This is a genomic window from Kitasatospora sp. NBC_01560 (assembly GCF_045208415.1).
Classification (GTDB): Bacteria; Actinomycetota; Actinomycetes; order Streptomycetales; family Streptomycetaceae; genus Kitasatospora.
The window spans coordinates 8,465,541-8,479,409 of sequence record NZ_CP109364.1; the positions used below are offsets into that span (position 1 = coordinate 8,465,541).

Consider the following 13,869-nt stretch of genomic DNA (forward strand, 5'->3'; position numbering starts at 1 on the left):
ATCATCTTCCGGATCGGACGGGCGGGCCGGTGAAAAGGCGTCGGGTATCCCAATAGGCGCTGGTGGAAGAACAGTTGGTGCTTCCCCCTGGTCCGGGACGCAAACGGCTCCCGCGCAATCGGTTCCCGGGCGGTCGGCCCCGGGCGCAATGAGGCCTCGCCGGCTCCGGACAAGCAGCGGGCCGGACCGGTGGCTGAACCGGCCCGGCCCTGGCCGGTGACGGCGCCTCGAAGGCGCCCGAAGTCGTACGAAGATCCGTGGAGACGTGCGAGGGCGGCCGAGGGGGCCGGCGCCGGGTCTACTTCGTCGGGGGGATGAAGAAGACGTTGTTCGGCGTCAGCGCGCGGGTGATGGCCTGACCGAAGAGGGTGGTCGGCTCGCTGCCCTGGGTGAAGATGTCGGTGTTGAGGACCACCACGAGGGTGGCGCCCGTCTCGGGCATGTAGAGCGTCAGCGTCTCGTACCCGGGCAGCGAGCCGTTGTGGCCCACCCACCCCTGGACCGAGAACAGGCCGAGCCCGTAACCCGCGCCGGGGAGCCCGGTCGGGAGGAACTTGGTGCGCTGCGCCTGGGTCTCGGGCGAGAGCAGCTCACCCGTCGCGACGATCGGGGCCCACTTCTTCAGGTCGTCCAGGGTGGAGATCATCGCCCCGGCGGCCCAGCCCCAGCTCGGGTTCCAGTACGTGGAGTCCACCGTCGAGCCGTCGAGGGTCTGGTTGGTGTAGCCGTGCGCGTGCGGCGACGGGATCTCGGCGCCCTCCGGGAAGATGGTGTCGCCGAGCCCGCTCGGCTCCGTCACCCGCTCGCGGATGAAGTCGGCCAGCGAGCTGCCGCTCACCTTCTCCACCACCAGGCCGAGCAGGATGTAGTTGCTGTTGTTGTACTGGAACGTCTCGCCCGGCTCGGCGACGTTGGGGTGCTTGTACCCGTAGGCGAGCAGCTCCTCGGGCGTGAAGGGCTTGGTCGGGTCCGACTCCAGCGCCGTGACGAAGTCCGGGTCCGAGGAGTAGGGGAAGAGACCGCTGCGCATCTCGGCGAGGTTGCGCAGGGTGATCCGGTCGCCGTTCGGGACGCCGCTCACGTACTTCGAGATGGGGTCGTCGAGACCGACCAGCCCGTCGTCGACCAGTTCGAGCAGCGCGGTCGCGGTGAAGGTCTTGGTCTCACTGCCGATCCGGACGAAGAGGTCCTCGGTCATGGGCGCGCCGGTCTTCTTGTCGGCGACGCCGAACGAGCGGACGTACCGGCCCTTGCCCGGCAGCCAGATCCCGACGCTCACCCCGGGCACACCCGTCTGGGTGATCGCCTGCTGGACGGCCGCGTCGATCTGGGCCGTCAGCGCGGGGCTCAGCTCGTCCCAGCAGTCCTCGGCGGAGCTGTCGTCGCTGCTGACCTCTGCGGCGGCTTCGCCGCCCCGGCGGTGGTCCTCGTGGCGGCCCTCCCCGCGGGCCGCTCCGTGGCCGTGGCCGTGTCCGTGTCCGTGACGGTGTCCGTGGCCGTGCTGGTGTCCGTGGCGGTGGTCCTGCCCGTGCGCGGCGGCCAGCTCGGGCGCCGCGGCGTACGCAGGGGTCGCTGCCATCGGGAGCAGCCCGGCCACGGCTATGGCAGCCACAGCCAGGCCGCGGTGGGCCCTGGTGTTCCGTCGGTGGGGAAACGGTCGGGTCATCTCGGGTGTCCTCGTTCCGGGTCGCGTGGAGCTCTTGGTCAGATCGTCCGTGGCAGATGCCCACCACGACGACCCTGACGGGCTGTCCGGGTGACCGGGCATCGGACGCCGGGCCCGGCCCGGGCAAACCCGCACGGACCCGAACGGACCCGGACGGACGCGCCCGCGCCGCCGGGCGGGTGACGCCACCTCGGCCCCGGGGGGCGGAGAGCGGACGAGGAGCCGATGGAGAGGGGGGCCGGACAGCATGGTGGGGCGGCTCGACCGGACGGGTCGAACCCCCACAAGGAGGTCACATGACCAGGACCCTCACCACGCTCGGCGACCGGATGCTGGGCGCGCTGCTGAAGCAGAAGAAGGCCGGCGCCTGCGTGCCGCCGGACTACTGCGGTGTCGTCGCCTGCAACTCGCAGGGCGGCTACTGCTCGGGCGGCTGGTGGTGGCAGCCGATGTGCAACGGCTACTACAACTGTACCGGCACCTGTAAGGGCACCGGCGGCCTCCAGTACAACAAGAAGGTCGCGTACGGCTGCTGACGGATTCCGGGCGGGGGCCCCGATCAGGTGGCCCCCGCCCTTCGTCGCCATCCGAACGGCCCAGAGAGGAACCGACATGCTCACCGCCCTCACCGCCGCCGCCGTCGTGCTCGGCATCGCCGTCGCGGCCAACCTCGTCCTGACCTTCGCCATCATCCGCAGGCTGCGGGCGCTGGAGGAGGGCGGCACGGGCGGCGCCCCCGACGCCCTGCCGGCGGTCGGCACCGCCGTCGCCGAGTTCGCCGCCGTGACGACCTCCGGGGTGGAGGTCACCGCGGCCGACGTCGCCGTCGGCGAGGCCTTCGCCGGCTTCGTCATGGTCGGCTGCACCCCCTGCGGCACGCTGATCGACTCCCTGGCCGGCGGCGCCGTCACCGGCGCCGACGACCCGCTGTTCTTCGTCGTGGGGGATCCCGACGACCCGGAGACCCGCCGGATGAGCGCCCTCCTGGGCCCCGTCGGCCGGGTCGCCGTCGTCGCCGAGAAGTCCGCGGCCACCGCCGCGTTCGGCCAGGTCAGCGCGTTCCCGACGCTGCTCAGGATCAAGGACGGCGTCATCGCCGCGGCCGGTCACGACCTGGCCGACGTGGTGCCCGCGTCGGCGTACCGCGCGCGGACCGACCGCCCGGCTCCGGTCCGGGAAACGGTGTGACCACGACGGTCGTCGGGCGGGCCCGGGCCGCGGCCGCCGCGCTGCGGCTGGGGTGGCGGGCCTCGCCCCGCGGGATCCTGCTCCAGCTCTCGCTCGCGCTGCTCACCGGGGTGCTCCCGGCCGCGACGGCCTACGTCACCAAGCTGCTCGTCGACGCGCTGGCCGGTGCGGGCGGCCCCGGCGCGGCCGACGGCACCCGGGTGGCGTGGCTGGCGGCCGCCGGGGCCGGCCTGGCCGGGGCGACCGCCGTACTGAACCACGCCACCGCGCTGGTCGGCGCCGTCGTCGGCCGGGCGGTGAACCTGGAGGTGCAGGACCGGCTCTACGAACGGGTCAACGCCTACCGCGGGCTGCGCCCGTTCGAGGACCCGGCGACCCAGGACCGCATCCGGCTCGCCGAGACGGCCGCCCAGGGCGCGCCGCACGACGTCCTCGACTTCCTGCTCGACGCCGTCCGCAGCACCACGACCATCGCGGGGTTCCTCGGGACGGTGCTGGTGTTCTGGCCACCGATGGGCGGGCTCCTGGTGCTCTGCGTCGCGGTGTCCGTCGCCGGTCACCTGCGCACCTCCCGGGGCCTGGCCGACACCGCCGCCGCCACCGTCCCCGCCACCCGGCGGTACTTCTTCTACCGGTCGCTGCTCATCGACCCCCGGGCCGCCAAGGAGATCCGGCTGTTCGGCACCGGGCCGCTGTTCCGCCGGCGCGCCCTCGACGGGCTCCGCGACACGACCGGCGCCGGCCTGACCGCGCTGCGCCGCAGCGTCCTCGTCCAGTCGGGGCTGGCCCTCCTCACCGCGGCCGCCGCCGGTGTCGCGGCCGTCGTGGTGGCACGACAGGTGCTCGGCGGCCGGATCACCCTCGGCGACATGACCCTGTTCACCGCCGCGGTGGCCGCCGTCCAGGGCGCACTGTCGTCGATCGTGATGCAGCTCGGCCGCGTGGAGCAGGCGTTGCGGCTCTTCGGGCACTACCTCGCGCTGATCGGCTCGCCCGCCGACCTGCCGGACGGCACGGTCGTCCCGGCCCCGCTGCACGACGGCATCACCTTCGAGGACGTCTGGTTCCGCTACACCCCCGACGCCCCCTGGGCGCTGCGCGGCGTCGACCTGCGCCTTCCGCACGGCAGCGCCGTCGGCCTCGTCGGCGTGAACGGCGCGGGCAAGAGCACCCTGGTCAAGCTGCTCTGCCGGTTCTACGACCCCGACCGCGGGCGCATCCTGTGGGACGGCGTGGACATCCGCACGATGCCGGTCGAGGAGCTGCGGCGCCGGATCGGAGCTACGTTCCAGGACTTCATGACCTACGACCTCACCGCCGCCGAGAACATCGGCCTGGGCGCGCCCGAGCACCGGGAGGACCTCGACCGGATCCGCGCCGCCGCCGCGCGCGCCGGGATCGACCACAGCCTGGAGCAACTGCCGCGCGGCTACCGGACGATGCTCAGCCGGACGTTCACCGACGAGGACGAGCAGGACGGCGTGATGCTCTCCGGCGGCCAGTGGCAGCGGGTGGCCCTGGCCCGCTCGCTGATGCGCGAGGACGGCGAGCTGCTCATCCTGGACGAGCCCAGCTCCGGCCTCGACGCGCTCGCCGAACGGCAGGTCCACCAGGCGCTCCGCCGCCACCGCGCAGGTCGCACCAGCCTGCTGATCTCGCACCGGCTCGCCGCGCTGCGCGAGGCCGATCTGATCCTGGTGCTCTTCGAGGGGCGGATCGTCGAACGCGGCAGCCACGACGCGCTGGTGGCCCTCGACGGCCGGTACGCGGAGCTGTTCGCCGCTCAGGCCGAGGGCTACCGCGAGGACCACCGCGAGGACCACCGCGAGGACCGCCGCGAGGACCGGCCGGCGGCCCGTGAGCCGGACGGCCACGACGGCGGTCGTGCGGTGCCCGCGGGCGACGCCGCGCCGGAGCGCCTCGCCGCGGAGCGGTCCGGGGCGGCGCGGTCCGGGGCGGAGCGGTGAACGCGCTCGCCCCGGCCCGGGCGGCCGTCGCCGCCGGGGTGCTGGCCGGCGCCGCGGCCACGGTGCTGCTGCTCCGCCGCTCCTTCGAACTGGTCGTCGTGCACGGCGGCAGCATGGAGCCGACCCTGCGTGACGGCGACCGGGTGCTGGTGCGCCGGACCACGGTGTTCCACCGCGGCGACGTGGTGGTCGTCCCCGTCCCGGAGGGCTCGCGCACCCCGGAGGACCCGGGGTGGCTGGTGAAGCGGGTCAGCGCGGTCGCGGGGGACGGCGCCGCGGGCGGCTGCCCCGCGGTGCCGGCCGGACACCTGGCCGTCCTGGGCGACAACCCCCGCAGCCTGGACTCGCGGACCTTCGGCGCCGTCCCGGTCCGCACCGCCCTGGGCGTCGCCGTCCGCCGGATGGCCCGCGACGGCCGGCCCGCGCAGTCCCTGGCCCGATCGGGGCGCCGTGCGAGCGGTGCGGGCGCGAGCGACGGTGCCGGCCCTGGCACGGGCGACGGCACATGCCCCGGAACGGGCCACGACCCGAGCCACGACGCGAGCAGGAGGAACGCATGACGATGCTGCAACTGGCCGCCCGGGCCCTGCTGGTGGTGGTCTTCGGTGCCGCCGTGATCAGCAAGGCGCGCAGCCGCGCCGCGCTGGCGGCCTTCGCCGCCGACCTGGCCGGCTTCCGCTGGCTGGCCGCGGGCCTGCGGCGGCCGACGGCCGTCGCCGTGATCGTCGCGGAACTGGCGACCCTCGCCCTGCTCGCGACCGTGCGGCAGGCCGGTGCGGCGGCCGCACTCGTGCTGCTGACCGGCTTCACCGTCGCGACCCTGCGGGCCGGCCGGGCGGCGGACTGCCGGTGTTTCGGCCGGGCGCGGCCCGCCGCCCGCGGCAGTGCCGCGGGCTTCGTCCTGCGCAACTGCCTGCTCGCCGCCGGCGCGCTCGGCGCGGCGCTGGCCCCCGGTGGTGACGTCGCCCCCGCCCTGGCGGTGGTCGCCCTCGGCGCGGGCGCGGCCGCGGGCGCCCTGGTCGTACGGTGGGACGACATCGCCTACCTGTTCCAGGGGCCCGCGGCGCCGCGCCGGTCCTGACGCCCACGGCGCCCGCCACCGGCCTGGCCCGCCACCGACCTGGCACCAGGGGACTGGTGCCGGGCCGGCGGTCGGTCAGTGACCGGTCAGTGACCGGTGCGCCGATGGTGTGCAGGGGTGCGGGTCGGGTGGCAACAGAGCCGGGGGCGCCGCGGCAGGCCCGCGCGGGTGTGCCGACGCGGGCCCAGCAGCGCCGGGTCGCCGCGCAGCACGGCGTTCTCCAGCTCCACCAGGGCGGCCCCCGGGTCCAGCCCGAACTCGTCCGCGAGCAGCGCCCGCAGGCGGCGGGCCACGGCCAGTGCGTCGGTCTGCCGTCCGCTGCGGTACAGGGCGAGGACGAGCTGCTCCACCAGGCGTTCCCGGGCGGGGTAGCGGTCGACCAGGGCGGTCAGTTCGGGGATCAGTTCGTGGTGCCGCCCGGCGCCGAGTTCGATGTCGGCCAGCAGCTCATGGGCGGCGAAACGTTCCTCCTCCAGGTGGGCCCGGAACGGTTCCACGAACGGGGCGTCGATCCCGATCAGCGCGCCGCCCCGCCACAGGCCGAGCCCGGTCCGTAAGTGCCGGACGGCCTGCGCGTGCTCGCCGAGCCCCGTGAGCCGCCGGGCCTCCGCCACCTCCCGGCAGAAGTCCACGGTGTCGAGGTCGTGCCGGCCGATCGACAGCCGGTAACCGCCGGCCAGCGAGGCCAGCGGACCGGCGTCCTCCCCGCGCCCGTCCCCGTCGGCAGCCCCCGGGAGGAGCTTGCGCAGGGCCGACACGGCGGTGTGCACCTGCCCGCGGGCGCTGCGCGGCGGCCGCTCGCCCCAGAGTGCGTCCACCAGCTGCTCGATGCAGACCTGATGGTTGGCGTTCAGCAGCAGGTACGTCAACACCGCACGCCTGCGCGGCCGTTCGATGGGCACAACGGTGCCCCGGTCGAAAACCTCCAACGGCCCAAGAACTGTGTAGCGCATATCTCCCCCGAGCTACGGACCTTGTGGGCAGCTCACGCGAACTCCGGTTGTTCGAACAGGAGTCCGCGGCTCGCGATGCGCGTGATCATAAGCCGTCGCCCCACCGATGGGAACGGTGCTGCCGAAACCGCCGCGCCGCAGCCGGTACGGGTGCGATCCCCGGAAGGTCCGGCCGGAACGGCCCGCCGTGCCCGGGGGCCCTGCGCATGCGTCCGGCGCTGTCGGTGGCGGTGGTGCGGCGGTTTCGGCGCCCGCTGTCAGAGCCGGACGATGACGAGGGCCGTGTCGTCGGTCGCGCCGCCGGGCGGGAGCAGTTCGCCGAGGACGAGGTCGGCGAGGGCGTCGGGATCGGAGTGGCGGTGGCGGACGAGCGCGTCGGCGAGCCGTTGCAGGCCGGTGTCGATGTCCTCGTGCCGTCGCTCGATGAGGCCGTCGGTGTAGAGGACGAGCGTGTCGCCGTCGGCGAAGCCGGTGACGGCCTGCGGCCGCGGCTGGTGCTCGGGGCGGGCGCCGAGCGGCGGGTCGGTGGCCCGGTCGAGGAACTCGACGGTGCCCCCGCCGCGCAGCAGCGCGGGCGGCGGGTGGCCGGCACTGCTGTAGGTGATGGTGCGCGCGTCGCAGTCGACGAAGGCGGTGGCGGCGGTGGTGGATTCGGCGCCGTCGACGAAGCGGGCGTAGAGGCCCAGCACATCCAGCGCCTGGGCGGGGCCGACGGCTACCCGCGAGGCCGCGCTGAGGGCGCTGCGCAGCTGGCCCATGACCCCGGCCGCGGCCAGGCCGTGGCCCACCACGTCACCGACGGCGACGGTGAGGCGGTTCTCCGGCAGCTCGACGAGGTCGTACCAGTCGCCGCACACGTTCAGCGCGTCGGCGGCGGGCCGGTAGCGGACGGCGGCGAGGTGGTGTTCGAGCGGACGGGGAACGGGGAGCATGGCCTCCTGGAGGGCGAGGGCGACCTCCCGTTCGCGGGCGTGGGCCTCGCGCAGCCGCTCGTTGACCTCCTGCAGTTCGTGGGCACGGGTGTAGAGCTCCGCCTCCAGGACGCGGGCGCGGTCGCCCTCGGGCAGGCCGTGGGCCCGGATGAGCTCGGTGATCTCCTCCACGCGGTGGACGAGCAGCACCACCTCGCCCCCGGCGTCGAGGACGGGGACGTTGACCGGGCTCCAGTAGCGCTCCTCCCACTCGCCGGGGCTGCCGGGGGCCTCGACGTCGTAGCGCTGGAGGGCCATGGTGTCGCGTTCGCCGGTCACCAGGACCCGCCGGAGGGAGGTCATGAGGTTGCGGCTGCCGGTGGCGGCGGGATCGTTCGGATTGTCGGGGAACACGTCGAAGAGGTACTGGCCGATGAGCTGCTCGCGCGTGCGGCCGGACAGCCGTGCGAAGTCCTCGTTGACGTCGACGTACACCAGGCCCGGAGTGAGGACGGCGACCATGCCGGGCAGCGCGTGGAACACCGCCCCGTAGTCGACGGGCGGAATGTTCATGGTCCCGCGGCCCGGTTCACCGGCCCGCGGCGCAGGCCGACGGACCGGCTCCGGCCGCGGCCGCCCGCGGCGATCGGCGACCGCCGCCCGACTTCCTTGTCCATCGCACGCCTCCGACAGCTGTGGCACCCTCCCTGCCACCATCTGCGATCCGGACACACCGCGCCAGCCGGGCCCCCGGCCGACGGCGCCGGGGGCCCGGCCGGGGGCCGGAACGACCATCGGATCGCTGATCGCGGTCGGTCACCGGGCGGAGTCGGTCACTGACCGCAGCCGGTCACCGGGCGCAGCGGACTCAGGCGTCCGCGCCGGAGGTCAGGCCCTCGGTGCGGGCGGCGGCCGCCATCCCCGCCCAGGCCTCCACCAGCACCGCCCAGCGCTCGGCGTCCGCCTGCGCCTCGTCCAGGAGCTGCTGCCGCCGGCCGGCCACCACGTCCGCGAGCTCGGCGTACTTGCCGCCCAGCTTGCGGTAGGAGACGTCCAGGACGTCCAGGCAGTGCTCGTTCCCGGCGCGGTCCCATTCGATGCTGCCCCGCACCAGGTCGAGGATCGGCTCGACCTTCAGGCCGTGCTGCTCGTCCAGCAGCCCGCGGCCGAGGTCGATCATCCCGCCGTAGACCGGGTAGAGGTACAGCATCGAGAGCAGGAACTTCACGAACCGCAGCTGGTAGGAGATGAAGCCGGCGCCGATGCGGCGTTCGGGCGTGTAGTAGTTGACGATGTGGCGGTTGTGCACGACGCCGGGCAGCCGGGAGTGGACCAGGGCGTGCAGCAGGGCGTAGTCGGTGCCGATGGTCTCGATCGAGGGCAGCAGCGGCAGCACCTCGTAGGCCCGGTGGTCCAGGGCGATGTTGCACATGTAGACGTCCCAGATGTCGGGCACGCCGAGGACGGAGTCGTCGCTGTCGAACGGTTCGGAGCCGGCGCCCTTGAAGGAGACGTCCACCATCGCGTCCCGGTCCTCGTCCGACCACACCGGCGGGGTCCACAGGCGGACCAGGTCGCGGTAGACGGCCGGGTCCAGCTCGTGGATCTCGCCGATGTCCACGTTGAGCTCGCCGATGAAGGAGCCGCTGACCAGCATCACCGGTTTCTCCGCGTCGGCCGGGTCGAGCTCGGAGCGGGTCACGTCGGCCACCACGTCGCCGGCCGGGCGGCCGATCGAGAGCAGCTCCTGGTGGATCGGGAACATCTTCCGGCCGTCGACGACCTGGAAGTCGAAGTCGTCGTTGCGCAGGTGCGTGGAGGTGCAGCCCAGGGCGGCCGCGCCCAGGAACACCCGGTTGACGCAGGAGCCGTACGAGACGGCGTCCGGGAGCATCAGGTCGAGCAGCAGCTCGGGGTCGGCGGCGCCGGAGCGCTCGGCCACCCGGCGCAGGAAGTCCCGCTGCTCCGCGTTGCCGAGGTGGTGGACGAACACGCCGTCCGTGGGGGACAGCGAGGCCACGGCGTCCGCGTTCTTCGCGAAGTCGGCGGCATCGGTGGTGTCGAGGACGAGCAGGTGCACCTCGACCCCGAAGGTCGCGACGGCGTAGGCCGCCTCCTCGGCGAGGTCCACGATGGTGTCGGGGCAGGGACGCATGGTGGGCAGCCCGAGGCAGACTCGTTGCATGGTGTGGAGTTCTCCGTCTGATCGTCAAAGGTGTGACAGAAAGCGGTGGTTGAGCTGACGCCGGCGTGCGGCTCGCCGACGGCCCCGGCCTGTTCGGTCGAGGGAGTGCCCGGCCGGGGAACTCGGGCGGGCCCCGCGCGCCAGGGATCCCCGCTCCCGGCAGGTCCTGCGCATGCGGTGTCTCCCGTCGATCGTCGGCCCCTGGTGCCCGCCCGGGGGATCAAGGCATGGCCATGCCGCGTGCCTCAGTCAAACCGTTTGTGAAGCAGTCGAGTTGAGGGAGCCGCTGAGCCCCGCGCGGTGCCGGTCCCGGGTCGCGGGGGCTCCGGCCGGACTCCTGTGGACGGCCTTGCTCCACCACGGTGGACTAGACCAACTTCGGTGTCAACGGGATGCTTTCCGGTACCGGGCGGCACCCACCGACACTGCCCCATCGGGCAGGCACCCCTGCCCTCACTCGGGCGTCGCCAGGAGCGACGCCCGAGCCTGCGGCCTGCGCAGCGGTGGTGCACGGTGATTGACGGCCATGCGCGGGGGCTGGGTGGTCCGATCCGGACCCTCGCGGGCCCGACCCCCAGCCCGGGCGGTCGGGCCGCGGTCACCTCCGCACCGAAGAGTTCCACCGGCCAACTCCCCAGGAGCCGGGCGGCGACCGTGCACATTTTCACCCTGCGGTGTTCGTACTCAGGGTCGCCCCGACATCGCACTTGCCTACCACGCCTATTCGTCCCGCCCCATCCGCCGGCACGTGCGCCGACTCGGCATCCGTGTTGTCATCCCCCGACCTGCCGACCGGATCGCCCACCGCAGACGGCGGCCTTCCGTTCGGTACGTCCCTCCTGAGGGTGCTCCCTGTGCTTGTCCGGCTCGACCCGAAGCGGGCCGTCGGAGGCCCGGCGGTGGCCCGGGGGTACGGATGTGTACGCACCATTGTGGCGCGTCGGTGCGGGGCGCCGTCCCGGTTTCGCTCCTGGCGAGAAGCCGCCGCCATGGATACTTTGTGCATCGAATCGATCGCCGAGCGTGTTCGGCTTATCCGTTCGATCACTCCCGGGCCGCCAGTGCGAAGCCGTCTCCCGGCCGCACGGACCGGCGGCACCCCGAGGCGGGCGAGCCGGCCGACCTGCTGGCCCGTGGACTGGGTCTCGGCGTGCCGCTGCTGCCGGGGCCGCTGGTCGAGCGGGTAACGCTCACCGCGGACCTCGCCGGCAGCACACCGACCGCCCACGGCCCACGGCCCGCGCGGGCGCGTGCGCGTCCTGACCGGCGCCGGGCGGGCGTTCCTGGCCGAGGAGGACGACTGGCAGGTGAGCTGTGCGGACCGTCCACTGGCGCACGATCAACTCGTCGAACTGGACGGCGAGTCCGTTGCCTCGCGGCTCGGCCCGTTCCTGCGTGAGCTGCCCGCCGGTGCGCGGCTGTGGCTGCCGGGCACCGGGCGGCAGTCGCTTCCGCTGCGCCCGGTCACCCTGTGGGTGGAGCGGCCGCTGTCTGGACGTTCGCCGACAGGCGTTCGGGCCGGGTCGGTCGGTTTGCCGGCAGCGGTGCGACTACCGCGCCGACGGCGGTTCCCGGCCGCGAGTGACGCGATCAGGCCGCGCGATCAGGCCGGCGGTTCGGTTCGTGCGGTTCGGGGGGCGCTGTCGTGGCAGAAGGGGTTCCCTGAGGCGGGGGCGGTGCGAGTCTGGCGGAGAGCACATATGACACGACGACTGCCACGATGACCAGCGGCATGACCGCCAGGCCGTCCGACGCGAGCAGCAGGGTGGCCAGGAGGACGGAGGTCAGCGGGAGTCTGAGCATGACGACGGACATCGCGCCGATGCCCAGGGCGACGCCGTCGACGAGCGGCAGCCCCGGCAGGTGCGACAGTGCGATGCCACCGGCTGCCCCGATGAACAGGGCTGGGAAGGTCGGGCCACCGCGGAAGCAGCTCAGCGACATTGCGTAGGCGAGCCCTTTGCAGACGATGAGCAGCAGCAGCGCTCCGACGGTGTAGCCGGCGCTGTTGGCAATGAGCGGGCCGAGTGCGGACTGCCCCGAGAACAGCACCTCGGAGGAGCTCTTGCCGGTGGCTGCGGCGAACGCGATCGCCAGACCCGCGATCGCCAGACCGACCGCTGCGGTGACCGGCACGATCCACCGCTCGGAATAGGGCCGCAGGATCAGGGCGAGCCGGCGGATTCCGGAGCCGACCGGAACGGCCATGATCCCGATCGCCACGGCCCACAGGAATTCGGTGCCGGTGGGCGCACCGACGTGCGGCAGACCGGGAATCGCCAGCGAGAAGGTGCCCAGGCCGGTCCAGGCGTCCAGGCCGACGAACATGAGGGATCCGACGCCTGCGGCCAGCAGACCTGGTACCAGCACGAGTTGCATCATGGCGCCGCCCAGGCCGGAGGCCTCCATCAGCAGGAAGGCACCGGTCAGGGGCGAGCCGAGGAGGGTGCTGATCGCGGCGAAGCTGCCTGCGGCGGCCAGCACGGACTGGACTCTGGGCGGCGCATCCCGCTTGGCGAGGCGGACCGCGAGGGCGCCGAGCCCTGCGCCGAGGGCGACCAGAGGTCCTTCGGGCCCGAGAACCACGCCCAGGCTCAGGGTGGTGAAGGCCGCGAGTACGATGCCGGGAAGGTCGATGGCGGGTGGTGGGCCCTCGCCCGCCTTGAAGCCGTCGGCTGGTGAACGCCCGCCCGCGCCGGGCAGGTACCGGATGGTCAGCGCGACCAGCACGCCGGCCAGCAGCAGCGGCAGAATCGGCCACCACAGGGGTTCGCCGTGGAATCCCAGGGCCTTCGGCAGGCTGGTGAAGATCCATCCCTGCATTTCGCTGACCAGGGCGAGGAAGAAGTAGGCCGCTGCCGAGACGGGAACGCCGATGATCGCGGCAAGCACCAGCAGCGCCACGTAGCTCCTGGACCGCACCAGCGCAAGAGGATCGGGCGGTGTCGTCACCAACGCCTTCCTAACCCGAGACCTTGCAGCCCGATGTGGCAAGCAGGCGGAACGCACGCGCGCCCTGCACCGCCGGGCCTTCCCTGAGCAGGCATGGTGGACCCGCCTGACGCCCAGACCGCCATGACCACCACGATCGTCGGTGCTGCGAGGATGTCTCCATACGGGAGATCCTGCGCACGGGGCGTGCGTGTTCGGCCGCTACGACGCCGCAGCTCCGACCGAAAGCACCCGTATGCCCGAGCGGTCCGGTGGCTCGGACCGAACGGAGGCGATCTGTCGGTCAGTGCTGCGCCTCTCGCTCGGAGCGGGCCGGCGGCGACGAGACCAAACCCGAGAGGCTGATCCGGTCATTCCGGCGCAGAGCGCCCAGATGACGAAGATGTCGATGGCGATCAGCACGATGGCCCAGAACGGGTAGTACGGCAGCCACAGGAAGTTGGCGATCATACCGAGGCCGGCGACTACCGCGCCGATGACACGTGCCCGGACGGCGCCGCTGAAGAGGGCTGCGCCGGTCAGAACGACGAACGGTTAGGTAGACCGTCACTCGGTGCGTGGGTAGGGCGGACTGGCACGCTGTATCGGTGAGCCGAGGGGGCAGCCCGGGGCCGAGTTGCCGCCCGCACGCCCACCCCGGCGGAGTCCACCCTCTGTGGGCCATCGACCCGCGGCATGCAACCCGACCGACTTGCAGCACCCCGCCGCACCGGGTGTGACCCCTGGTGGCCGCCCCGCCGGCACTGACACACCTGCCCGGTCTGCGAGAGCACCGTCACCAACCTCGTTCTCGAACATTTCGGCGGCCGGATCCACCGCGCTCACCTCCCAGTCGAGGAAGAGCTGTTTCGGCGGTCGGGCCTCCGGATCGGAGAGGCGGTAGCCGGCATGCCGGGCATCTGCCGGCAGTTTCAGCGGCCAGTCGGACAGCGGGCGTTCGCGTGCCCACCGGGCCAGAGTGCTCCG

Annotated in this window: 11 protein-coding genes; 5 read left to right on the plus strand and 6 right to left on the minus strand. The window is 73.2% G+C overall.

Features of this window, described 5'->3' with window-relative positions; genetic code table 11:
• Positions 1-298: 298 nt before the first annotated feature.
• Positions 299-1,579 (minus strand): serine hydrolase domain-containing protein, encoded by a 1,281-nt coding sequence (locus OH807_RS36185; protein WP_406208081.1) that lies wholly within the window; start codon positions 1,577-1,579, stop codon positions 299-301.
• 383 nt (positions 1,580-1,962) lie between these two features.
• On the opposite strand from OH807_RS36185, the gene OH807_RS36190 reads away from it, so the two are divergent.
• From OH807_RS36190 to OH807_RS36210, 5 genes are all read left to right on the plus strand, one after another.
• Positions 1,963-2,202, plus strand: a complete 240-nt coding sequence (locus OH807_RS36190) for a hypothetical protein (RefSeq protein WP_406208084.1) — start codon at positions 1,963-1,965, stop codon at positions 2,200-2,202.
• A gap of 76 nt (positions 2,203-2,278) precedes the next feature.
• Positions 2,279-2,854 carry a hypothetical protein gene (locus tag OH807_RS36195; protein WP_406208087.1) on the plus strand — a complete coding sequence of 192 codons (576 nt, stop codon included), beginning with the start codon at positions 2,279-2,281 and terminating at the stop codon, positions 2,852-2,854.
• Positions 2,851-4,821, plus strand: coding sequence for an ABC transporter ATP-binding protein (locus OH807_RS36200; RefSeq protein ID WP_406208090.1), 1,971 nt, complete (start codon positions 2,851-2,853; stop codon positions 4,819-4,821). The genes OH807_RS36195 and OH807_RS36200 overlap by 4 nt, the downstream gene beginning before the upstream one ends.
• On the plus strand, positions 4,818-5,381 hold the full coding sequence (locus OH807_RS36205) for a S26 family signal peptidase (RefSeq protein WP_406208091.1): 564 nt from the start codon (positions 4,818-4,820) through the stop codon (positions 5,379-5,381). Before OH807_RS36200 ends, OH807_RS36205 begins: the two co-directional genes overlap by 4 nt.
• Entirely contained in the window at positions 5,378-5,902 is a 525-nt protein-coding gene (locus tag OH807_RS36210) for a MauE/DoxX family redox-associated membrane protein (protein WP_406208094.1), read from the plus strand. The genes OH807_RS36205 and OH807_RS36210 overlap by 4 nt, the downstream gene beginning before the upstream one ends.
• Before the next feature lie 86 nt (positions 5,903-5,988).
• Here OH807_RS36210 and OH807_RS36215 read toward each other — a convergent pair whose 3' ends face one another.
• The 5 genes from OH807_RS36215 to OH807_RS36235 form a co-directional block, all read right to left on the minus strand.
• Positions 5,989-6,771 (minus strand): BTAD domain-containing putative transcriptional regulator, encoded by a 783-nt coding sequence (locus tag OH807_RS36215; protein WP_406208096.1) that lies wholly within the window; start codon positions 6,769-6,771, stop codon positions 5,989-5,991.
• A 341-nt stretch (positions 6,772-7,112) separates the two neighbouring features.
• Positions 7,113-8,339: a SpoIIE family protein phosphatase gene (locus OH807_RS36220; RefSeq protein WP_406208099.1), complete on the minus strand. Its 1,227-nt coding sequence runs from the start codon at positions 8,337-8,339 to the stop codon at positions 7,113-7,115.
• A 295-nt stretch (positions 8,340-8,634) separates the two neighbouring features.
• Entirely contained in the window at positions 8,635-9,951 is a 1,317-nt protein-coding gene (locus OH807_RS36225) for a DUF6271 family protein (protein ID WP_406208101.1), read from the minus strand.
• Positions 9,952-11,541: 1,590 nt separating this feature from the next.
• Positions 11,542-12,855, minus strand: coding sequence for a chloride channel protein (locus tag OH807_RS36230; RefSeq protein ID WP_406208104.1), 1,314 nt, complete (start codon positions 12,853-12,855; stop codon positions 11,542-11,544).
• Between the two features lie 594 nt (positions 12,856-13,449).
• On the minus strand, positions 13,450-13,860 hold the full coding sequence (locus OH807_RS36235) for a hypothetical protein (RefSeq protein WP_406211373.1): 411 nt from the start codon (positions 13,858-13,860) through the stop codon (positions 13,450-13,452).
• Positions 13,861-13,869: the final 9 nt, after the last annotated feature.

Excerpts from the sequence above, each read along its gene's own strand:
- OH807_RS36210 (WP_406208094.1), top strand. The coding sequence starts at position 5,378 with ATGACGATGCTGCAACTGGCCGCCCGGGCCCTGCTGGTGGTGGTCTTC.
- OH807_RS36220 (WP_406208099.1), bottom strand. The coding sequence starts at position 8,339 with ATGAACATTCCGCCCGTCGACTACGGGGCGGTGTTCCACGCGCTGCCC.
- OH807_RS36185 (WP_406208081.1), bottom strand. The coding sequence starts at position 1,579 with ATGGCAGCGACCCCTGCGTACGCCGCGGCGCCCGAGCTGGCCGCCGCG.
- OH807_RS36225 (WP_406208101.1), bottom strand. The coding sequence starts at position 9,951 with ATGCAACGAGTCTGCCTCGGGCTGCCCACCATGCGTCCCTGCCCCGAC.
- OH807_RS36195 (WP_406208087.1), top strand. The coding sequence starts at position 2,279 with ATGCTCACCGCCCTCACCGCCGCCGCCGTCGTGCTCGGCATCGCCGTC.
- OH807_RS36190 (WP_406208084.1), top strand. The coding sequence starts at position 1,963 with ATGACCAGGACCCTCACCACGCTCGGCGACCGGATGCTGGGCGCGCTG.